This is a genomic window from Agrobacterium bohemicum, assembly GCF_001562555.1.
GTDB classification, from domain to species: Bacteria; Pseudomonadota; Alphaproteobacteria; order Rhizobiales; family Rhizobiaceae; genus Agrobacterium; species Agrobacterium bohemicum.
In genome coordinates, this window is sequence record NZ_KQ961026.1 from 179818 (window position 1) to 202529 (window position 22712).

Genomic DNA, 22712 nt, shown 5'->3' on the forward strand with positions numbered 1-22712 from the left:
CGACATTCGCATCAGGGAGGCTGCATGCAGACGGTTCTTGAGGAAGTGGAAGCGCGCCGGGCGCAGGCACGGCTTGGCGGCGGGCAAAAGCGCATCGATGCGCAACATGCCAAAGGCAAGCTGACGGCGCGGGAGCGTCTGGATGTTCTGCTTGATGAAGGCTCTTTCGAAGAATACGACATGTATGTCACCCACCGCGCGGTGGATTTCGGGGTGGCCGAACAAAAGGTCGCAGGCGATGGCGTCGTCACCGGCTGGGGCACCATCAACGGGCGGCAGGTCTACGTCTTCAGCCAGGACTTTACCGTTCTGGGCGGTTCGCTATCCGAAACCCATGCGCAGAAAATCTGCAAGGTCATGGATATGGCCGCACGTGTTGGAGCGCCTGTCATCGGTCTTAACGACAGCGGCGGTGCGCGTATCCAGGAAGGCGTATCGTCGCTGGCCGGTTACGCAGAGGTTTTCAGGCGCAATGCCGAGGTTTCCGGCGTTGTCCCGCAAATTTCCGTCATCATGGGCCCCTGCGCGGGCGGCGCTGTCTATTCCCCCGCCATGACCGATTTCATCTTCATGGTTCGCGATACCTCCTACATGTTCGTCACCGGACCGGATGTGGTAAAAACCGTCACCAACGAGATCGTCACGGCGGAGGAACTGGGCGGGGCCTCCACCCACACCAGAAAATCGTCTGTGGCCGATGGCGCTTATGAAAACGATGTCGAGGCACTGGAGGCAGTGCGGGCGCTGTTTGATTTCCTGCCGCTCAACAACCGCGAGAAGGCACCGAACCGCCCGTTTCACGATGATCCGGCACGGCTGGAGCAGCGTCTCGACACACTCATTCCTGACAGTTCCAACAAGCCTTACGATATGAAGGAACTGATCCACGCGCTGGCCGATGAGGGCGATTTCTTCGAGATTCAGGAGGCCTTTGCAAAGAACATCATCACCGGCTTCATCCGCCTCGAAGGCCAGACCGTTGGCGTTGTCGCCAACCAGCCGATGGTGCTGGCCGGTTGCCTTGATATAGACAGCTCACGCAAGGCAGCCCGTTTTGTACGTTTCTGCGATGCTTTCAACATTCCTGTTCTGACGCTAGTGGACGTCCCGGGCTTCCTGCCCGGCGTGGCACAGGAATATGGCGGCGTCATCAAGCATGGGGCAAAACTGCTCTTTGCCTATGCGGAAGCGACAGTGCCGATGGTAACGTTGATCACACGCAAGGCTTATGGCGGCGCCTACGACGTGATGGCCTCGAAACATATCGGCGCCGACGTCAATTACGCGTGGCCGACGGCGGAAATTGCGGTGATGGGCGCGAAGGGCGCGGCAGAGATCCTCTACCGCTCCGAACTCTCCGACCCAGACAAGATCGCCGCGCGGACCAAAGAATACGAAGAGCGTTTCGCCAATCCCTTCGTAGCGGCAGAGCGCGGCTTTATCGATGAGGTCATCATGCCGCATTCGTCCCGCCGCCGCATCGCCCGCGCCTTCGCATCACTGCGCAATAAGCAGGTGACGACGCATTGGAAAAAACACGACACGATTCCGCTGTGAGGATAACCCAATGATTTCCAAAATCCTCATCGCCAACAGAGGCGAAATCGCTTGCCGCGTCATTCGCACCGCGAAAGCCATGGGCATCAAGACCGTCGCGGTTTACTCCGATGCCGATGCCAACGCGCTGCATGTGCGGGAAGCGGATGAGGCCGTGCACATAGGCCCGGCCCCGTCCAACCAGTCCTATATCGTCATCGACCGAATTCTCGACGCCATAAAGCAGACCGGGGCCGATGCCGTGCATCCCGGTTACGGCTTTCTGTCGGAGAACGCAGCTTTTGCCGCAGCGCTGGATAAGGCCGGCGTCATCTTCATCGGACCGCCGGTGAAGGCAATCGAGGCGATGGGCGACAAGATCACCTCGAAAAAACTGGCGCAGGAGGCCGGTGTTTCCACCGTGCCTGGGCATATGGGCCTGATCGAAGACGCGGACGAAGCCGTGAAGATTGCATCATCTATCGGTTACCCTGTCATGATCAAGGCATCCGCAGGTGGCGGTGGCAAGGGCATGCGCATCGCCTGGAACGACACCGAGGCACGCGAGGGCTTCAAGTCCTCCAGGAACGAGGCGAAGGCGTCATTTGGCGATGACCGCATCTTCATCGAAAAATTCGTCAACCAACCACGCCACATCGAAATTCAGGTTCTGGGCGACCAGCATGGTAAAGTGCTCTACCTCGGCGAGCGGGAATGCTCTATCCAGCGCCGCAACCAGAAAGTCATCGAAGAAGCGCCCTCTCCTTTTATCGATGAAGCTACACGCAGGGCCATGGGTGAACAGGCCGTGGCACTCGCCCAGGCCGTTGGTTATTATTCCGCTGGCACGGTGGAATTCATCGTGGATGGCGACCGCAATTTCTACTTTCTTGAGATGAACACCCGCCTTCAGGTCGAGCATCCAGTTACGGAACTCGTCACTGGCATCGATCTCGTGAAGCAAATGATCCGCGTGGCCTCTGGCGAACCCCTTGCCTTCAGCCAGAACGACGTGAAACTCAACGGCTGGGCCATCGAAAGCCGTCTTTACGCGGAAGACCCCTATCGCAACTTCCTGCCGTCGATCGGTCGTCTCTCGCGATATCGCCCACCCAAAGAAGGGACCCGGCCTGACGGCACCATTATTCGAAACGACACGGGCGTTTTCGAGGGTGGTGAGATCTCGATGTATTACGATCCGATGATCGCCAAGCTCTGCACCTGGGGAAAAGATCGGGCAGAAGCCATCGATGCCATGGGGGATGCGCTGGACAGTTTCGAGGTCGAAGGCATCGGCCACAACCTGCCCTTCCTCTCCGCCGTCATGCAAAATCAGCGTTTCCGCAGCGGAAACCTGACGACAGGCTTCATCGCCGAAGAATTTCCCGAGGGCTTTGCGAGCGTCGAACCGGATACTGAAACCGCACGGAAACTGGCTGTCATTGCGGTCCTTGCTCATCACCGTGTGCAGACCCGGGCAACGCAGATTTCCGGCACCATCGGTAATCATCGCAGAGTGGTTGGCAATGATTGGGTTGTCACCTTAGCAAAGGCGGACCATCGCATTTCCCTTACACACGCTGAGAACAATACCTCTGCAACCTTTGAGGATGGCACAACTTTGCCAATCGACACGGCATGGCAGCCAGGGCAAACGCTGCAAATGTTTACGGTCGGTGGCCAGTCCATGGCAGTGAAGATCGATCTTTCGCCATCAGCCATCCGTCTTCGCTGGCGCGGCATGGATATATCTGCACGGGTTCGTACCCCACGCGTGGCAGAACTGGCCCGGCTTATGCCGGAAAAACTGCCACCGGATACGTCGAAACTTCTGCTTTGCCCCATGCCGGGCGTCGTGACCTCTATTTCCGTACAGCAGGGCGATCATGTGGAAGCGGGCCAGACGCTGGCGACGGTCGAGGCGATGAAGATGGAAAACATTCTTCGTGCGGAACGGCGGGGGCGCGTCAGCAAAGTGGCGGTCAGTGCAGGCGACAGCCTGGCTGTCGATGAGGTGATTTTGGAGTTTGAATAGGTCGCCGGATCGTTTTAAACAGACACTGCTTTTCAGCCTGACACCAAAGGACCTATCATGCCCAGCGCAACCGACCGCATCGTCTATCTCAACGGTGAATTTCTACCTGAATCCGAAGCCAAACTGTCGATCTTCGACCGTGGCTTTCTGTTTGGGGACGGCATCTATGAGGTTACGTCCGTCATTGATGGCAAGCTGATCGACAGCGATCTGCACATGGCGCGGCTGGAGAGAAGTGCTGGTGAAATCGACATTCCTTTGCCCATCACGACCCAGCAGGTGGTCGAAGCGGAACGACGCCTGATCAAGGAAAACAATTTGACGGAAGGTTTGATCTACCTGCAACTGACGCGTGGCGCGGAAGACCGCAACTTTCTGTTTTCAGATGATCTCGCACCTACGCTCGTCATGTTCCCACAGGTAAAAAAACTGATTGGCAGCCCCCAGGAGGCAATCGGGCTCTCGGTAAAATCTGTTCCGGATCAGCGCTGGGCTCGCCGTGATATCAAGTCCGTTTGCCTGCTGCCGCAGGTCATGGCAAAGCGCATTGCAAAGGCCGAGGGCTGCGATGAGGCATGGATGATCGAGGACGGTTTCGTAACCGAAGGTGCCTCTTCGACTGCCTACATCATCAGCGCAGACAAGAAGCTGATCACACGCGGCAACAGCAACAAGACCCTGCCCGGCTGCACACGTCAGGCCGCTTTGCAATTGATTGAAGAAGCAGGTCTGACGCTGGAAGAGCGCCCCTTTACGCTCCAGGAAGCGTTGGACGCGCAGGAAGCGGTGCTGACAAGTGCGGGCAACTTCGTGATGCCCGTCACAAAAATCGACGGAAAGCCGGTGGGCGATGGAAAACCCGGCCCACTGGTGAAGCGCCTTCGCGAGCTTTACCTCGAAAACGCGATGCGCACGGCTATCTGATACTTGAAGGCGCTCGATTCTCTCAGGTCGAGCGCCTATACTCGACCATACGCGCACGGCTGGAAACCAGTTCCAGGCGATCTTGATCCAGCAAATTGATGCAGACCCGTTTTGTCCATGGACCATCATTCAGCGTAAACAGGAAGCGACCATTCCCCAACGCTGTGATCGGCATCGACTGACGAGTGGGGCCAATGCCCATCGAGAGAACGCCACTCTCGATCACAAATTCAGCCCCTTCTTCTGAAGACCAGCGGCCTGAAAGCGTGGAGGGAACGTCATGCTTCCCCACTGGTATAAAGCGGCGCGGCGCGTGTCCCGCTTCTCCGACCAGCGCGCCATCTTCCAGACGCAGGCGCATAGGCGACGATGCAGAAAGCGACGAGGCCCAGCCATCGCCATCATCATACAGCGTGTCGTCAGCGTCGATGAACGTGCAAGTGCTTCCGTTGATTTCCAACCACCAAGGGCCGGTTTCGGTAACGTAAAGGCCGTTGGGCAGATCGCTCTTGGGTCTTGGCAGCGGCAATCCCGTCAATGCTGCCATGCACTCTATTGCGATTTTAAACCCGTTCGTATCTTCCCGGTTCGAGACGACGGCAAAGCCCGTTCCGTTTTCAGGATCGAGCAGAAAGTAGGTCTTGTAACCGGGATGCGAGCCACCGTGACCGATAAACCGACGCTCGCCCAAATGCGACCAGCGCAACCCCAACCCGTATTCGCTCATTCGGCCATCCGCCAAGGAGCGTTCCGCAGAGAGTTTTTCCAAGACGCCCGCGAAACCCTGCTCGCCTTTCAACAGCGCTTGCAGCCACCGAACAAGCGCCTCGGCACTTCCCGCCAGACTACCGGATGCGGAGATATGCAGGCCTGCGGATGAAAGCTGCCAGCCAGGCTTGGATTTCCAGTAACCCGGCACAAGCCCCGCGACCGGGTCGTTCCAGACATCCGGTGCTTTCAGAACGATGCCGAGCGGTTGGGCAATCTTCTCTTGTACGAAATCATCAAAACGTAACCCGTTTCGCTCAAGCGCTGCCTCGACGAGACGGTAGCCGGTATTGGAATAGGAAATTTCACTGCCTGCCGGAAAATTAAGGCGTTTCAGACGCGAGAGATAATCGAGCAGCGGTCCGGCTTCCGTTTCCGTGTAGACCGACAGGCCCAGAAGTGAGAGGCATTCGCGCACATCCGGCAGACCGCCGCTCATGTCGAGTGCCTGCCCGACCGTCACGTCGCAAAGCGGTGCTTGCAGTTCGGGAATGTGCTTGCCGAGCGGATCATCGAGCAGGATCAGATCGCTGTGTTCCAGCACCATGGCGCAAAACACATGTTTCGTTACCGACGCATAGCGCACGACACTTTTGGGCGTAAACGGCATATAGGTCGACAGGCTTTCAACACCTCCCGAAGAGGCAAACCGCAAGCCTGACAGATCAAAGCCGATGACGGAACCGCCCGGTTCGTTGCTGTTCCATTGCGAAACGAAATCCTCCGCGACCTCAGATGCAGCGTTCCAGTCTTGATTGTCCGTCATGTATTTTTCCATTCAAATAGTCCCTGCAATACCATAGGGCACTGTTCAGCTCTTGCATTTGCACCTATCTGACGCTTACAGCAATGCCGTGTCAGACCCTCCGAAAGCGACCAACATATGACGAACCTCAATGCCGTGCCCGTATTTGATGGCCATAACGACGTCCTGTTGCGTCTGAAACTTTCCGGCTCTTCCGCGCCGGAGACACAGTTCATCGAAGGCGACACGGTTGGGCATATCGATCTGCCCCGGGCAAAAAAAGGTGGATTGGCTGGCGGTCTATGTGCGATCTTTGTGCCGTCGCCACCGGGTTTTGACGCTGACCGCAATTTCACACCTCCGAGCCAACCTGACGCCCTGGCCACCACATTTGGCATGGCAAGCCTGCTGTTTCGCATCGGATCGGCGTCAGATGGCAAACTCAAGGTATGCCGCAGCGCGTCTGATATTCGTGATGCCATGGCGAAGGGCGCGTTTGCTTCGGTTTTACATATCGAGGGCGTGGAAGCTTTCGACGCCGATCTCGACGCTCTCTATGTTTTGCATCAGGCAGGACTTCGAACATTAGGACCGGTCTGGAGCCGACCCAACATATTCGCGCATGGCGTTCCCTTCCGCTTCCCTTCGACGCCCGATATAGGACCCGGCCTGACGGAAGCCGGACAGCGGCTGGTGAAGGTCTGCAATGATCTGAAGATCATGGTCGATCTCTCTCATATGAATGAGCAGGGTTTCTGGGATATTGCCAAAATTTCCAACGCGCCGCTGGTCGCGTCCCACTCCAATGCACACACGCTGTGCAACCACAGCCGCAACCTCACTGACCGGCAACTGGATGCCATCCGTGATACAGGCGGGCTTGCAGGCATCAATTTCGGCGTGCTGTTCGTACGTCAGGACGGCGTCAAGAACCCCGACACCGATCTGGGTGAACTGGTTCGCCATGTCGATTACATGGTCGAGCGCATGGGCATCGATCACGTCGCAATGGGTTCGGATTTCGATGGCACGACGATTCCGGCGGCGATGAAGGATGCGGCTGACCTGCAACTGCTTGTCGATGCGTTGCGAAACGCTGGTTACGATCAAGCGTCGCTTGAAAAAATCTGCCACGGCAACTGGATCAGGGTACTGGAAGCGACCTGGGGCCAATAAGTAGTCTGGAAGGGTAATACTATATAACAACGCGCGGTTGTTGTAGTTATTGCTGCTTCTCGTAATATTCACCGCCACAATTTAGAAAATAAAAATTAAATCTTTATATGACTGAGACGATACCGAACTAGCGTCACAATCCTGTGGTTCGCCAGACGCAATCTGGTTTCGTGGAAAAGCATATGACCGAGAAGAACGACGTCGCAAATATCGAAGAGGCCGAAGCCGGGCTCGAGGGTTTTTTTGAGCGGTACAGGCCGCATCTCACATCGATCGCAGTGACGGTCGTTTTCGTGATGATGACCTTCACAATCTACAAGCTGACGTCAGAAGTCCGCTACGACGACATCGTTGAGGCGCTTGCGGACACAAGCTGGAAGTCGGCGGCGCTTGCGATCCTGTTTACAGGCTTAAGTTTTGCCGCCCTGATCTGTTATGATCTGAACGCCATCGAATATATCGGCAAGAAGCTGCCGACGCCCTCCGTCATCGCCACTGCATTCATTGCCTACGCGGTTGGCAACACCGCCGGTTTCGGGCCATTGAGTGGCGGCGCCATCCGCTTTCGCGCCTATTCTCGCATGGGACTAACCCCCTCGGATATCGCCCGCATAATCGCCTTTGTCACGCTATCATTCGGCCTCGGGCTGCTTGCAGTCAGTGCTTTGTCGACGTTGATCGTGGCTCCGCGCATCGCCAGCATCATCAACGTCGATCCGACTTGGTTGAGAGGCGGCGCACTCGTCGTCATCGGCATCATGGCAACGTTGATGTATCTGGGGCGAAACAGCCGGGTCATCCAGATAAAGCGCCTGAAACTTCGCCTGCCGGATAGCCGGACATCCTCACGGCAGTTTCTGGTGTCGGCCCTCGATATTGCAGCCTCCGCATCCGTTCTCTACGTGCTCCTGCCGGAAACAAATGTCGGCTGGCCCAGCTTCTTTGCAATCTACGCAACCGCTGTCGGCCTCGGCGTTCTCAGCCACGTGCCTGCGGGTCTGGGCGTTTTCGAAACGGTGATGGTTGCGGGTCTCGGCAACGCCATCAGCCTCGATCAACTGCTCGGTGGCCTCGTTCTTTACCGGATGATCTACCATGTGCTTCCGCTTCTGGTCGCGATTATCCTGATGCTTGCTACGGAAATGAAGCAGTTCGCGTCCAAGCCTGTCATGGCCGATATCGGCCATCTTGCCGGGCGACTGGCGCCGTCTCTACTCTCAGCCTACGCGCTCATTCTCGGCACCATGCTCATTTTCTCGAGTGTGACGCCGACGCCGGATAGCAATCTCGATTTCCTCTCCGGCTTCGTGCCTTTGCCGATCATCGAAGCAGCACACTTTTTGTCGAGTATTCTCGGCCTCGTCCTGGTGGTCGCATCCCGTGGCTTGAGCCAACGGCTAGATGGCGCATGGTGGGTTGCACTGGTTGCTGCGGCAGGCGGTCTTTTTCTGTCGTTGATCAAGGCTATCGCTGTTTTCGAGGCGATATTCCTTGGAATTTTCATTGTCGCGTTGTTCTTCAACATTCGCAGTTTTACCCGCCATGCCTCACTTCTGCGTCAGGCGCTGGGCCCGACATGGCTCGCCGCCATGGCTGTCATCGTTGCAGGAGCAGCAACAATTCTGTTCTTCGTGTATCGCGATACCGATTACAGCCAGACGCTCTGGTGGCAGTTCGAATTTTCAGAGGAAGCCCCGCGCAGCTTGCGAGCCCTGCTGGGTCTGGTTCTCGCTTCCTCCACCGTCGCGATCTTCAGCCTGTTGCGGCCGGTCATGTACCGCCCGGAAGAAATACATCCTGAAGATATCGTGAAAGCGACCGAGATCGTCAAAAAGCAGGATGTGGCCGACGCCAATCTTGTACGTATGGGTGACAAGCACGTCATGCTGTCGGAAAGCGGCAATGCCTTCATCATGTACGGCATTCGCGGGCGCTCCTGGATTGCGCTGGCCGATCCTGTGGGAGACGAAAACGATTTCGCAGACCTCGTCTGGCAGTTCGTTGAGACTGCTCGTGCTTCCGGTGGAAGAGCTGTGTTCTATCAGATATCGCCTGCCATTCTCACCCACTGCGCCGATGCGGGCCTGCGCGCCTTCAAGCTGGGTGAGCTCGCCATGGTCGATCTCACCCGTTTCGAATTGAAGGGCGGCAAGCTGGCCAATCTGCGGCAATCGCTCAGCCGTGGCGCGCGCGACGGCCTGACGTTTTCTGTCATCGATACGCCGCAAGTTCCTGAAATCTATGAGGATATCAAGCGGGTTTCAGATTCCTGGCTGGAACATCACAACACGCGCGAAAAGACTTTTTCGCTTGGTTCCTTTGAAAAGGACTACATTCTTTCACAGCCTGTTGCCGTGTTGTACAAGGATGGTCAGGTCACAGCTTTTGCCAACCTGCTGATGACCGAAACGAAAAAAGAAGTCACCGTCGATCTCATGCGCTTCTCACCGGATGCGCCGCGTGGTGCTATGGACTTCCTGTTTGTCAGCATTATTGAATATATGCGCGATCAGGGTTACTCCTACTTCAATCTCGGCATGGCACCGCTTTCTGGCATGTCGAAACGCGAGGCTGCTCCAGTCTGGGATCGGATTGGCGGGACATTATTCGAACACGGTGAGCGTTTCTACAATTTCAAAGGATTGAGAGCGTTCAAATCGAAGTTCCACCCGAAGTGGGAACCTCGTTATGTCGCGGTTTCAAACGGTACAAGTGCCGCTTTGGCGCTGATGGATGCAACGGTGCTCATCAGCGGTGGCGTCAGAGGAGTAATTGGTAAATGACAGGCCTGAAGTTTCTGAAAGCCGCCTTGATAGCAGCGACACTCTCCGTACCCTTTCATGTGTCGGCACAAGACGCTAGCGGCTATCAGACAGGCATGATCCCGCCAGATCATATCATGCTGCCGGACGGTGATGTCAGCGCCAATATTTTCCTCATCTCCGGTGCCACCGGCTGGGGCAAGGCAGAACAAACAGAAGCGGACGCGCTGGTCGAAAAGGGCGCCGTTGTCGTCGGCATCGATTTTCCGAAATATATCGAAGCACTCAAGGCCGATGACGACGAGTGCATCTACATGATCTCGGACATTGAAGAGCTTGCGCAGGAAATACAGCGTAAAGCAGGCGTCTCGAACTATCGGCCACCGATCATTGCCGGCATCGGTGACGGTGCAACACTGGCCCTGGCCATGATCGCGCAGAGTCCGGCGGCAACGATAGGCGAGGCTGTTGCCGTTGATCCCGTTGCAGGTGTTCCTCTGGACAACAAGATACTCTGCACGCCAGCTACCAAGGAAAAGGATGGTGACCGTACAATCTATGGTCTGACCGATGGCCCCTTGCCTGCCCCAGTCAGCGTCGTTTTCACGCCGAAAGCAGATGCCAAGGGCCGCACCCATGTGGAAAACCTCGTGAAGTCTCATGCCGACATCGACGTCAAGGATGTGACGGATGACGCGCAGGCAGCGCTTGCACAGGCGTTGCAGGACCGCATCGATGCGGCCGGAAACAGCGACAACCCACTCGGTTTGCCGCTGACGGTTCTGGAAGCCAAGCCGACAATGGATACGATGGCGATCATCTATTCCGGCGATGGCGGCTGGCGGGATCTGGACAAGGATGTCGGCAGCTTTCTCCAGCAGGATGGTGTGCCAACGATCGGCATCGATTCACTGCGTTACTTCTGGTCTGAGAAAAAGCCAGAGGAAATCGCCAGCGACCTTTCACGCATCATCAATACCTATCGCAAGGAGTGGAAGGTCAAGAACGTCATGTTGATCGGTTACTCCTTCGGTGCGGACGTTCTCCCTGCGACCTTCAACCTTCTGCCAGAGAAGGACAAAAGCCGCGTCGTGCAGATGAGCCTGCTGTCACTGTCCAACGAGGTTTCCTATGAAATTTCGGTCGGCGGTTGGCTTGGCGTCTCTGGCTCAGGCACGCAGGACCCGGTGACGGACCTCGAAAAGATCGACCCGAAGATCGTCCAGTGCGTGTACGGCACTGAGGATGAGGATGCCGCCTGCCCGGCACTGAAAGACAAGGGCGCGGAAGTCATCGGCATAGATGGCGGCCATCATTTCGATGAGGATTATGAAGCGCTCACCAAACGTATCGTCGCTGCTCTAAAAAAACGTCTGCAGCAATAACTTAAGACGGAATTCTTTGTCGACATATTGAATACAGCGCTCCAACTCTGTATCCCGTTGTCATGACGTCAACGAAAGACCAGCCTATGTTTTCCGGTGCGAAGCCAGCCCTGATTGACAATGCCGAACGCGTGCAGAGGATCAAGCGCCTTCGCGCTAAGATGGAGCAGCAGGACGTTACCGCGCTGTTGCTGGGCTCGACCGAAAGCCTGCGCTACTTCACGGGCCTTGTGTGGCACCAGAGCGAGCGCTTGCTGGGCGCTGTTATCACCCCGACATCTCTGCATTATATCGTCCCCGGTTTCGAAAAAAGCCGGGTCGATACGCTGCCTCATATCGATGGTGACGTTCATATCTGGCAGGAGCAGCAGCGCCCCTCCACTCTTGTTGGTTCGCTGGTCGGACGTCAGGGTCGGGTTGCGCTGGATGATGGGCTTCCGCTTTTTATCTACCACAGTCTCGTAAGAGAGCTTGGGCAGGAACGACTGATTGACGGCGGTCCTCTGGTCAGCGGTTTGCGCATTCAGAAATCACTGTCAGAAATCGCCATCATCCAATACGCTATGGATTTGACGCTGGAGGTGCAGAAGCGAGCACACGGGCTGATGAAACCCGGAATCCGCGCCTCCGAAGTAATTCGCTTCATTGATGAACAACATCTGGAGCTTGGTAGAGAAGGCGGCTCCTCATTCTGCATCGTATCTTTCGGGGCAGCCACGTCGCTGCCGCACGGTGCAGATGGCGACCAGACCCTGCAAGAGGGTGACGTCATTCTGGTCGATACCGGTACGCGGATCGATGGCTACCATTCCGATATAACGCGGACCTATGTCCTCGACCAGCCTTCCAGCGATTTTGCGCAGGCATGGTCCATAGAGCGACAGGCACAACAAGCCGTCTTCGATGCCGCAAAACTCGGTGCGCCATGCAGCAATCTGGATAACGCGGCGCGCAGCGTTCTGGTGAAAAACGGGTTGGGGCCTGATTACGCTCTCCCTGGCCTGCCGCATAGAGCCGGTCACGGCCTTGGGCTGGAAATCCACGAAGAGCCTTACATCGTGCGCGGCAACTCGCTTCCGCTGGCCGAAGGCATGTGTTTCTCCAACGAGCCGATGCTGGTCTACCCGGACCGTTTCGGCATTCGTCTGGAAGACCATATTTATATGGGGAGCAACGGTCCAAACTGGTTCACCCGGCCCGCCAAATCACCGACCGAACCTTTCTCCTGAAAACTCGAATAAATTTGCACGATGCATTGCGTCTAAAATATACTTTTCTAACTGCGAATCATATCCCTGGAGCTGACGATGTCCGTTGCCGAAAAAAGAAAAACCAAGACACCTATTCTGGTGGATCGGATCGCGGACTTCATCGAAAAAATAAAAGCCACGAGAAAGCCGGACGGCACATTCGATACGAAAAAAATTGGCGCTCTCTGGAATGAGGAAGTGCGTTTTCATTTTGACAATGGCCGAACGGAAAAGACGCTCGAACTCTACATTGTAAAATATAGATATGCGCTGAAGGATGCCTTCGGTCCAAAGACGACGCCGCTTGCCATCTGCAACATGAAAAAACTACGCGAACGTTTGGATACCTACATTAAGACCGCCGACTATTCTGTGAAAGGTGTTGCCAGTTCAATCGAAGAGAAGCTGGAACGCGCAGGATATAACATGGTTGGGCGCAAACCGCGCTTTTTGCTGCGGGTCTCCGACTTTATCTCGGCCACAAACGGTGTAGCCACGAAACCTGAAATGCAGGCCCTTTGGGATGCCGAGATGGCGTCCATGGGAGACAAGGCGCAAGCCACCGTGATCTCCTACATCACCAAATATCGCAATGCTCTGCGCGAGGCCTTCGGCGACGATCACCCCATGCTGCGTATCGCGGCGGGCACACCCCAGCTTTATGACGAAGCGCGCAAGATCAAGATGGCAAAGATCGCCAACAAGCACGGATCGCTGATAACGTTCGACAACTACGCCGAGGTCATGAGGCGGTGTCGCCGCTATCTGCAATCGTCGGATATCATGACGGTTGCCATCGGGCTGATGGGCACCACGGGGCGACGCCCCTATGAAATCTTCACACAGGCGGAACTGACACCGGCTGCCTATGGCAAGGGCGTTTCGAAATGGAGCGTGCTGTTCAACGGCCAGGCAAAGACGAAGCAGGGCGAAGGCACGAAGTTTGGCGTGACCTATGAAATTCCAGTTCTGGAGCAGTCGAAAATAGTGCTGGACGCCTACAGTCGCCTGCGTGAGAGCAGCGACGGCAAACTGTGGTTCGGTTTGAGCGTGGACGATTTCACGTCCGAGGTGCGTTTGCCATTGCGTGATGCGGTCATCGGCAAATTCGAGGATATCTGGCCGAAGGAAGAACCACCGAAGCCCTATGGCCTGCGCCATCTCTATGCGGAAATCGCCTTCCGCAATTTCGCACCATCCAGCGTCACCAAGAACAGCTATTTCGCCGCCATCCTCGGCCACAACAACAACGACCTCGAAACGTCGCTGTCCTATATGACCTACACGTTTCCAGAGGATGCAGCGGCATCGAAGGCACGCGCCGAAAAGGTCGCTGACCGCACCATCCGCCAAATGGTTGAGGTGAACCGCATCCCGGGCATGCCGCAGACATCGTGATGAGTTCGATGCCTCGCCAGCCGAAGGGGTGGGCAGGATTTACAGCGGCTAAAGATGCGAAATGAACGCGCTTGTTTCTAAATATCCGCGTCTTGCGCCACGGCTTGACAGCCGTGAAATGGCGCTCTAGCAAGATGGAACGTATATTCCAAAAAGGTCCGATGTTCGCATCGATGTTCTACGGACCGGAACCACCATATCGGGAGGAAACGATGGTTACGAGATTGGCTTTGCTGGGCGCCGGGCGCATCGGAAAAGTACACGCCAAGGCGATTGCATCTGACAAACGCGCCAAACTGGTTGCCGTTGTCGATGCGTTTGCCGATGCTGCGCAGGCAATTGCGGATGAAACAGGCGCCAATATCAGCACCATTGATGCCGTGCTGGAAAACGCAGATATCGATGCCGTCATCATCTGCACGCCAACCAATACCCACGCCGATCTGATCGAGCGTTTCGCGCGCGCAGGTAAGGCGATCTTTTGCGAAAAACCGATCGATCTTGATGTCGCACGCGCGCAGTCCTGCATAGATGTCGTTAAGGAAACCGGTGCGAAGATCATGCTCGGCTTCAACCGCCGGTTCGATCCGCATTTCCGCGCAGTTCGCAAGGCCATCGATGACGGTCAAATCGGCAAGGTTGAGATGGTGACGATCACCAGCCGCGATCCGGGTGCGCCGCCACCGGAGTACATTAAGGTATCCGGCGGCATCTTCCGTGACATGACGATCCACGATTTCGACATCGCCCGCTATCTGCTGAGTGAAGAGATCGTCAGCGTTTTCGCCACGGGTTCCGTTCTGGTCGATCCCAAGATCGGTGAACTCGGCGATTACGATAGCGCCAGCATTATTCTAACGACTGAAAGCGGACGCCAGGCAATCATTTCAAACTCGCGCCGCGCCACCTATGGTTATGATCAGCGTATCGAAGTTCACGGCTCGCTTGGCTCGGTTGCCGCAGAAAATCAGCGCCCGGTGTCCATCGAAGTCGCGACCAAGGATGGCTACACCCGCCCACCGCTGCACGACTTCTTTATGACGCGGTATACGGCAGCATACGCAGCGGAAATCACTGCGTTCATCGACGCCATAGAAAATGACGTCGCACCTTCGCCTTCCGCCCAGGATGGCTTGATTGCGCTGAAGCTGGCGGATGCGGCGCTGAAGTCGGTACGCGAAAAAGTACTCGTTCAGATCGCCTGATCACATTCAGGAAGACGCGGCTTATCAGCCTTGCGTCTTCCTGAATGTCATTGACAGCACACTCAAAAAACGACACTTTCCAGACATTCCGAGGGGAGCATCTTAACGATGCTGAGATGGCGCTGAGCCGGACCCTTGAACCTGATCCGGGTCATGCCGGCGTAGGAACGGAACAGTCGCCAACGGCATGCTTTTCTTTTCCGCGCTGAACCTGGGTCTCCGTGATTGTATCTGGAGTTCAATGACCCATGTCGAGTTTTCCAACAGCACAAACCGCAGCAGACCTTCTTGCGCGGTTGCGGCAACGGCGACCAAGGGTTCATTGCCTGATGAACACGGTCGTTCAAAAGTTCACCGCTGATGGCATTACCGCCATTGGCGGTATTCCTTCGATGACCTCCTCGGAAGAAGAAATCGAAAGCTTCGTCTCAACGGTCGACGCCCTGACGATCAATCTCGGCACACTGGACGCGGCGCGCCGCAAGGTCATTCGGATGGCAGTCGAAATTGCCAATGCCCATGGCAAACCATGGATCGTTGATCCCGTGCATTGCGACTACTCACCGTCGCGGCTGGATTTTGCCCATGAACTGATTGCGTTGCGGCCCACCATCGTGCGCGGCAATCTTGCCGAAATAGCGATCATCGGTGATGTCGGCACAGCGTTACGCATCCAGACAGGACCAGAAGACCTGCTTCAGAACACCCATACGAAGGCCAAGATCAGCAACGGCCATCCATGGATGGCAAAGGTTACCGGCACCGGCTGCCTGTCCGGCGGAATTATTGCCGCCTTCATGGCAGTGGAGTCCGACGCTATACTGGCAGCAGCGGCAGCGCTGACCGTGACGGGTGTATCGGCAGAGTTGGCGGCGATCCACGCACGCGGCCCCGGATCATTCGAGGCAGCATTTCTGGATACGCTCTACGCCATAGAGCCCAGCGACATTCTTTCCCTCGCAAGGATTGCTCACCATGAAAATTGATTACAGGCTGAACGCTCTGGTAGACGCATCGCTGGCCAATATCGCGCCTTTGCAGGAGCTTGCGACTGTCGCAGCACGCCACGGCGCGACGATCATCCAGTACCGGGACAAGCATGCCTCGACCCGGCAGATGATCGAGCAGGCGAAACTCATTGTCGACGCCTTGAAGGCAACGGGCGTTCCGCTTGTCATCAATGACCGTGTCGATGTTGCACTCGCTTCAGGTGCAGACGGCGTCCATCTTGGCGCGGACGACATGGATGCCGAGACGGCGCGGCGCTTGCTGGGCGAAAATGCAATTATTGGCCTCACCGTCAAAAACACGGCAGATGCGGAGCGTGCGGCTAAAGCACCGGCAGACTATGCCTGCATCGGTGGTGTTTTCGAGACGGTTTCCAAAGTAAACCCCGACGCGCCGGTGGGGCTGGATGGATTTCGGGAATTGCGCAGCTACCTCAGACACGCCCGCCCTGAAATGCCGGTCGGTGCTATCGCAGGCATTACCCTCGATAGGGTTGCCCCGTTGGTCGACGCTGGCGCAGATGGCGTCGCGGTTATTTCGAGCCTATTTCGTGCTATAGATATTGCTGCCGCAACCGGCAATTTCCGCCGTCAGGTAAACGTCGCTCTGGGAGTGCACGAATGACGTCCATCGCTCTGACGATTGCCGGTTCCGACAGCGGAGGCGGCGCAGGCATTCAAGCCGACCTGAAGACATTTTCGGCACTCGGCGTTTATGGCGCCAGCGTCATCACCGCCATCACAGCCCAGAACACCCGTGGCGTGTCGGCCGTCGAGGATATTTCCATAGCAATGATTGCCGCACAGATGGAGGCCGTTTTTCCTGATCTCGCCATCGGCGCCGTCAAGATTGGCATGGTTTCGCGCATCGAAACCATCGAGACGATTGCCGAACATCTTCGCATCACGAACAAACCTGTGGTGCTGGACCCGGTTATGGTCGCGACATCCGGCGACCGCCTGCTGCAGGAAGAAGCCATCGAAACCCTACGCACCGCTTTGCTGCCTTTGGCCATGCTGGCGACCCCGAATCTGCCGGAAGCAGCGCTTCTCAGTGGCCACCCCATAGCGACAAAGCCCCAAGACGTTGTGCGTCAGGCGGAAGCGATCCTCAAGACTGGCGTTCAGGCAGTACTCATTAAAGGGGGGCATAGTGGCGGGTCGGAAAGTGTCGATCTTTTGCTGGATAGGGATGGGCTGCACGAATTTTCCATGCCCCGCATCGAAACCCGCAACGACCATGGCACCGGCTGCACCTTGGCGGCTGCCATCACCGCAAATCTGGCGCTCGGATATCCCATGGTGGATGCGATAGGACTGGCAAAGGATTATCTGCAGGGCGCACTAGCCGCAGGGCGAGAATTGCATGTCGGCCACGGCCATGGGCCTGTTCACCATTTTTACCGCTGGTGGAACGCCTGACCATCAGCCTCTCGGTTTCGGACTTGCCAGCGCGTTGCGGATGGCAAAGCTGGAGTGAATGCGCGAAACGCCGGGGAGCTTTGAGAGGATATCCTTGTGTACCCGCTCGAAATCGCCAGCGCTTTCCAGCTCGACACGCAGAAAGTAGTCGGAGCCGCCAGTCATCAGATAGCATTCGCGAATTTCCGGATACCTCCGCACCGCGCTTTCGAAACGGTTGAGAAAATCTTCCGTCTGGCGATCAAGTGTAATCTGGATGATCACGGAAATAACGTCGCCGCCAGCGGCACTTCCCGTCAGCGCCGTGTAGCCGCGAATGACACCTTCCCGCTCCAGAATATCGACCCGTCGCAAGCACGCAGATGGCGACAAGCCAACCTCCGCTGCGAGCTTCGCGTTGCTGATGCGGGCATTGAGGCGTAACGCCCTGATGATGTGGCGGTCAGTCGCGTCTAAAGATGACATAGAATCATTTCCATCTGCCGTAGAAAATTGCAATAAATTTGCGATCTTCGAATTATCCACGCATCAAACTGCGAAAATTCGATGATCGTTGCAATAGTCTTGTTTGAAAAATAACAAGGGAACGATGATGGACATGACGATCAGTCGCCAAAAAGCGAGTGGCGGTGCCAGCGGTTATCTAACCATAGATTTGGGTGCCCTTCGCGACAATTTCCTGATGTTGAAGGCGATGGCCCCGAACGCTGTCACCAGTGCCGTGGTCAAGGCCAATGCCTATGGCCTTGGTGCCGATATCGTCGCGCCCGTGCTTTATGATGCCGGTTGCCGCCATTTCTTCGTTGCCCATATTGATGAGGGCATCGCACTTCGCCTTCGCCTGGCAGGCGACGCCGATATCTTCGTTCTGAACGGGTTACAGCCCGACAACGAAACATCCTGCGCCGCGATGTCGCTGACACCTGTCATCAATTCGTTAGAGCAAATGGCACAATGGACGGCCCACGCAAAAATATTGGGCAAGACGTTACCAGCAGCTCTTCAGATCGATACCGGCATGTCCCGGCTGGGCATGGCGCCGTCCGAAGTCGAGACCCTGAAAACCTCGCCCGAATTGCTGGATGGCATCGCGGTGACATTCGTGATGAGCCATCTGGCCTGCGCCGATGAACCGGAGCACATCGCCAATGGCGCGCAATTGACGGTCATGCGGAAGGCGGCACAGATGTTTCCAAATGCCCCGGTGTGTTTCGCCAATTCCGGCGGCATTTTCCTCGGCGCCGATTACCACAATGCCGTCATGCGCCCCGGCATCGCGCTTTATGGCGGCGCGCCTTCCACGCTTAAGCCCAATCCGATGAAGCCAGTCGTGCGGCTGGATGTGGCGGTGGTGCAGACTCGCACCGTGCCCGCCGACACTCTGGTCGGTTATGGCGGTACTTTGCGTACATCAGGTGAAACACGACTTGCCACTATTGCGGCGGGTTATGCGGATGGCCTTCCACGGTCGCTCAGCAGCCGGGGCTCTGCCTATTTCAATGGCGTGCGCCTGCCTATTGCAGGCCGCGTCTCCATGGATAGTATCAGCATCGACATTACCGCGCTGCCGGACGGAACCTTGACCCATGGCAGCCTCGTTCAGATCATAGGGCCTGACCAGTCGCTGGAAGACATTGCCGAGGACGCGGGTACGATTGCCTACGAAATTCTAACGGGCCTTGGCCACCGTTATCGCCGCACATATCTTCAGCCGCAACAGGCTGCCGCAACGAACGCAGACAAGTGAGATGAACATGAACATCACGATTCTCGGAGCCGGTGTCGTCGGCGTCACGTCCGCCTGGTATCTCGCAAAAGCCGGTCACTCGGTCACCGTCATAGACCGCCAGCCAGCAGCAGCACTCGAAACCAGCTTTGCCAATGCGGGCGAGGTTTCGCCCGGTTACTCGTCTCCCTGGGCAGCACCGGGCATTCCCATGAAAGCCGTCAAATGGCTGTTCATGGAGCATTCTCCGCTCATCATTCGCCCGACACTGGACCCCGCCGCCTTGCGCTGGATTGGCCAGATGCTACGCAACTGCACGTCGCAGCGTTACGCCATCAACAAAAGCCGCATGGTGCGGGTGGCGGAATATAGCCGCGATTGCCTGATGGCCTTGCGGCAGCAAACAAACATTCAATACGACCAGCGCACGCAGGGAACACTCGAGGTTTTCCGCACCCAGAAGCAGTTCGATGGCATCGGCAAGGATGTTGCGGTCTTGAAGGCTGGCGGCGTGCCCTATGAGATCTTGGATCGCGATGGCTGTGTGGCAGCGGAGCCGGGTCTTTCCACATCACGCGAAAAGATCGTCGGTGGACTTCGTTTGCCCGGTGACGAAACCGGTGATTGTTTCATGTTCACCACCGAACTTGCAAAGTTGGCCGAAGAGGCTGGCGTCAAGTTCATTTATGATACCGGCATCATGCGACCGATTACCGAAGGCAACCGCGTCAAAGCCATCGAAACGACAAAGGGGATTGTGGAAGCCGGTGTCTTCGTCGGCGCGCTGGGAAGCTATACGCCGCAACTCCTCAAGCATCTCGACATCGATCTGCCGGTCTATCCGGTCAAAGGCTACTCGATCACCGTTCCAATCGTGGACGCCGCACGCGCGCCGATATCCACGGTCATGGATGAAGCCCACAAAATCGCCATGACCCGTCTGGGCGACCGCATCCGGGTGGGCGGTATGGCTGAGATTGCGGGTTACAGCAAGGATCTGCCGGCCAAACGTCAGGCCACATTGACCCATTCCGTGGAGGATTTGTTTGGCGGCGCTGGAGATCAGTCTCAGGCGAAATTCTGGAGTGGTTTGCGGCCAATGACACCGGATGGCACGCCCGTTATCGGCGCCACCCGCTATAGCAACCTCTACCTCAATACGGGGCATGGCACGCTGGGATGGACCATGGCCTGCGGGTCGGCCCAGGTTCTCTCCGATATCATCAGCGGAAAGAAGCCGGAAATCGAAGTCGCAGACCTCGCCATCAGCCGCTATTCGGCGTGATATTCCTTAAAGTGACAGCGCATCCTTGAGGGCCAGTCCCTCTTTGTTGCGCAGGTCGAGATCGGCCTCGATGTGGTCTATATGATGCAGCATCAGGTGTTTCGCCTTGTCGGCGTCACCTGCTTCCAGCGCATCGAGAATGGCCGCGTGGTCACCATGGCCGCAACTCGATATGCCTGAGCGTCCGTAAAGCGCGATAACCAGCGATGAGCGGGCCACGAGCTCGGCCATGAATTTTTCAAGAATGGCGTTACCGGCAACAGCTGCCAGCATCAGGTGAAAATCACCGGATGCCTTGATTTCGGACCGGCGCGCGCTGGGCCCTCGCTCGTGTTGATAGCGCGTTTCTTCGGTCAGATGCGCCCGCATCTCCGCAATGGCCTCCGGCGTCAGACGCTCTATCGCGGCGTGAACAATGCCAGGCTCGATCAGTCTGCGGGACGAAAACACTTGCCGCGCCTCGTCCGGCGTCGGGTTGGAAACGAAAGCACCGCGGTTTCGCTCCGTCTTTACCAATCCCTCAAAAGCCAGCATCTGCAACGAAGCCCGTACGACGGTGCGGCTAACCTCGAACAACGTACCGACCTCCGCCTCTGAAAGCTTCGTGCCCGGCGCCAGACGCCTGTCCACGATGGCGTCGCGCAACGTGTCACGAATGGCCTGAGCTCGATCTTCCTGGCTTGTGTCGGTGTCTGGACTGATATTGGCAATGTTCATGTCGGTATCCGCGCTTCCTTATTCTTTTACTCCGATGTGAGAAAAGTGGAAACAGAAAAGGTTCTCATTTTCTCCGCGGATTGAATACAATCCTTATGCATCATCGCGAACAATCGCATGTTTTTTGGGCATTTCTGCGAGGGCGGCATATCCCGTCCCAAACCGAAAATAAAAATATTATTTTATTTCAATCTCTTACCAGTAACGCACCTGAACTGGCACGGCTTATGCAGAGCACTTTCTGACGAGAAGGGGAACATGCATGAGCAAAGCCGCCGAAATCGATATTGCGTCCGTGTCGAAAGTCTACGGCACCACGACCGCTGTCCACGCGATCAGCCTGAAGATACCGGCGGGCAGTTATTGTTGCCTGTTGGGTCCATCCGGCTGCGGCAAGACATCGACCCTGCGGATGATCGCAGGACACGAGAGCATTTCAAGCGGCGACGTTCGCCTCGGAAACACTGTCGTCACCGATTTTCCACCCGCCAAGCGCGGCACGGCGATGATGTTTCAGTCTTACGCACTTTTCCCGCATCTCGATCTTGTCGACAATGTTGCCTTCAGCTTGAAAATGAAGGGTGTGGGCAAGGAGGCGCGGCGCGCAAAGGCTATGGAAATGCTGCAATTGATGCAGTTGGAGCCCTATGCCAACCGTCGCCCTGCCCAGCTTTCCGGCGGTCAACAGCAGCGTGTCGCGCTCGCCCGTGCCCTCATTACCGATCCCGAAGCTCTTCTGCTGGACGAGCCGCTTTCGGCACTGGACCCGTTTTTGAAAATCCGCATGCGTGCGGAGCTGAAGAAGCTGCAAACAGCGCTGGGCATCACTTTCGTCCATGTCACGCACAGTCAGGAAGAGGCCATGGCACTGGCTGATGTTATCGTCATCATGAATGACGGCCGCATCGAGCAGGCCGCTACCCCGCGTGAGGTTTTCGAGCGTCCCGCCACCAGTTTCGTGGCGCGCTTCATGGGTAACCACAATGTCATTTCAGGCCGTGTCAGGGAAAAGAACGGCGAGTTGGTGACGATGGACGTCGTCGGTGGGGCCTCCTTCAGTGCCGCCGGACAGCCGCCCGAAGATGGCCAGGTGGACATTGCCGTTAGAACCGATCGCGTCCGTATCGGTTCGCAGGACGTGCCGGGTTACGGCTTCACCGGCATTGTTTCCAATGTCGAGTACCACGGCGCAAGCGTCAAAGTCGTCGTCACGGGTGCCGGTATCGAAGACTTCAACGTCGTCCTGAGCGACGTCGCCTTTTTCGAAAAACCAATCAAGGTAGGGGATGCCATAGCCCTTTCCTGGAACCCGGCAGATGCCATCGTGCTCGGCCGAGTCGAGAAATAATCACAAAAATAACCAGAGGAGAA

18 protein-coding genes and 1 riboswitch are annotated in these 22712 nt (G+C 56.6%); of the genes, 15 read left to right on the forward strand and 3 right to left on the reverse strand.

Features of this window, described 5'->3' with window-relative positions:
* Window positions 1–24: 24 nt before the first annotated feature.
* The 3 genes from ATO67_RS08280 to ATO67_RS08290 are packed head-to-tail and all read left to right on the forward strand — an operon-like array spanning window position 25 to window position 4495.
* Entirely contained in the window at window positions 25–1557 is a 1533-nt protein-coding gene (locus tag ATO67_RS08280; protein WP_067646725.1) for an acyl-CoA carboxylase subunit beta, read from the forward strand.
* A gap of 10 nt (window positions 1558–1567) precedes the next feature.
* Window positions 1568–3571 (forward strand): acetyl-CoA carboxylase biotin carboxylase subunit, encoded by a 2004-nt coding sequence (locus tag ATO67_RS08285; RefSeq protein ID WP_067646728.1) that lies wholly within the window; start codon window positions 1568–1570, stop codon window positions 3569–3571.
* Window positions 3572–3628: 57 nt separating this feature from the next.
* Complete coding sequence (locus ATO67_RS08290) at window positions 3629–4495, forward strand: D-amino-acid transaminase (protein ID WP_067646731.1); 867 nt, start codon at window positions 3629–3631, stop codon at window positions 4493–4495.
* A 22-nt stretch (window positions 4496–4517) separates the two neighbouring features.
* Here the strand turns inward: ATO67_RS08290 and ATO67_RS08295 are convergent, their stop codons facing one another.
* Window positions 4518–6029: a serine hydrolase domain-containing protein gene (locus ATO67_RS08295; RefSeq protein ID WP_067646734.1), complete on the reverse strand. Its 1512-nt coding sequence runs from the start codon at window positions 6027–6029 to the stop codon at window positions 4518–4520.
* Window positions 6030–6146: 117 nt separating this feature from the next.
* Between ATO67_RS08295 and ATO67_RS08300 the strand changes: the two genes are divergently transcribed.
* The 9 genes from ATO67_RS08300 (at window position 6147) to thiD (ending at window position 17613) form a co-directional block, all read left to right on the forward strand.
* Window positions 6147–7184, forward strand: a complete 1038-nt coding sequence (locus tag ATO67_RS08300; protein ID WP_067646737.1) for a dipeptidase — start codon at window positions 6147–6149, stop codon at window positions 7182–7184.
* Window positions 7185–7366: 182 nt separating this feature from the next.
* Entirely contained in the window at window positions 7367–9967 is a 2601-nt protein-coding gene (mprF, locus tag ATO67_RS08305) for a bifunctional lysylphosphatidylglycerol flippase/synthetase MprF (RefSeq protein ID WP_067646740.1), read from the forward strand.
* A complete protein-coding gene (locus ATO67_RS08310; protein ID WP_067646743.1) occupies window positions 9964–11331 on the forward strand; it encodes a virulence factor family protein in 1368 nt (455 codons plus the stop codon). Before mprF ends, ATO67_RS08310 begins: the two co-directional genes overlap by 4 nt.
* Before the next feature lie 86 nt (window positions 11332–11417).
* Window positions 11418–12560, forward strand: coding sequence for a M24 family metallopeptidase (locus ATO67_RS08315; protein WP_067646746.1), 1143 nt, complete (start codon window positions 11418–11420; stop codon window positions 12558–12560).
* A gap of 78 nt (window positions 12561–12638) precedes the next feature.
* Entirely contained in the window at window positions 12639–13979 is a 1341-nt protein-coding gene (gene telA / locus ATO67_RS08320) for a telomere resolvase TelA (protein WP_067646749.1), read from the forward strand.
* A 212-nt stretch (window positions 13980–14191) separates the two neighbouring features.
* Complete coding sequence (gene iolG / locus ATO67_RS08325; RefSeq protein WP_067647305.1) at window positions 14192–15184, forward strand: inositol 2-dehydrogenase; 993 nt, start codon at window positions 14192–14194, stop codon at window positions 15182–15184.
* A gap of 81 nt (window positions 15185–15265) precedes the next feature.
* Window positions 15266–15369: riboswitch (TPP riboswitch) on the forward strand.
* A gap of 63 nt (window positions 15370–15432) precedes the next feature.
* Entirely contained in the window at window positions 15433–16170 is a 738-nt protein-coding gene (locus tag ATO67_RS08330) for a hydroxyethylthiazole kinase (protein WP_067646752.1), read from the forward strand.
* Complete coding sequence (gene thiE, locus ATO67_RS08335) at window positions 16160–16816, forward strand: thiamine phosphate synthase (RefSeq protein WP_067646756.1); 657 nt, start codon at window positions 16160–16162, stop codon at window positions 16814–16816. Before ATO67_RS08330 ends, thiE begins: the two co-directional genes overlap by 11 nt.
* On the forward strand, window positions 16813–17613 hold the full coding sequence (thiD, locus tag ATO67_RS08340; protein WP_067646759.1) for a bifunctional hydroxymethylpyrimidine kinase/phosphomethylpyrimidine kinase: 801 nt from the start codon (window positions 16813–16815) through the stop codon (window positions 17611–17613). The genes thiE and thiD overlap by 4 nt, the downstream gene beginning before the upstream one ends.
* 3 nt (window positions 17614–17616) lie before the next feature.
* Here the strand turns inward: thiD and ATO67_RS08345 are convergent, their stop codons facing one another.
* Window positions 17617–18078 carry an Lrp/AsnC family transcriptional regulator gene (locus ATO67_RS08345; protein ID WP_067646764.1) on the reverse strand — a complete coding sequence of 154 codons (462 nt, stop codon included), beginning with the start codon at window positions 18076–18078 and terminating at the stop codon, window positions 17617–17619.
* Between the two features lie 127 nt (window positions 18079–18205).
* On the opposite strand from ATO67_RS08345, the gene alr reads away from it, so the two are divergent.
* Together alr and ATO67_RS08355 are read left to right on the forward strand one after the other, a co-directional pair.
* Window positions 18206–19360 carry an alanine racemase gene (alr, locus tag ATO67_RS08350; RefSeq protein ID WP_067647308.1) on the forward strand — a complete coding sequence of 385 codons (1155 nt, stop codon included), beginning with the start codon at window positions 18206–18208 and terminating at the stop codon, window positions 19358–19360.
* Between the two features lie 7 nt (window positions 19361–19367).
* On the forward strand, window positions 19368–20624 hold the full coding sequence (locus tag ATO67_RS08355; protein WP_067647311.1) for a D-amino acid dehydrogenase: 1257 nt from the start codon (window positions 19368–19370) through the stop codon (window positions 20622–20624).
* Window positions 20625–20630: 6 nt separating this feature from the next.
* On the opposite strand, the gene ATO67_RS08360 is transcribed toward ATO67_RS08355, so the two are convergent.
* Window positions 20631–21341, reverse strand: coding sequence for a GntR family transcriptional regulator (locus ATO67_RS08360; protein ID WP_067646767.1), 711 nt, complete (start codon window positions 21339–21341; stop codon window positions 20631–20633).
* A 262-nt stretch (window positions 21342–21603) separates the two neighbouring features.
* On the opposite strand from ATO67_RS08360, the gene ATO67_RS08365 reads away from it, so the two are divergent.
* Window positions 21604–22689 (forward strand): ABC transporter ATP-binding protein, encoded by a 1086-nt coding sequence (locus ATO67_RS08365; RefSeq protein ID WP_067646770.1) that lies wholly within the window; start codon window positions 21604–21606, stop codon window positions 22687–22689.
* Window positions 22690–22712 lie beyond the last annotated feature (23 nt).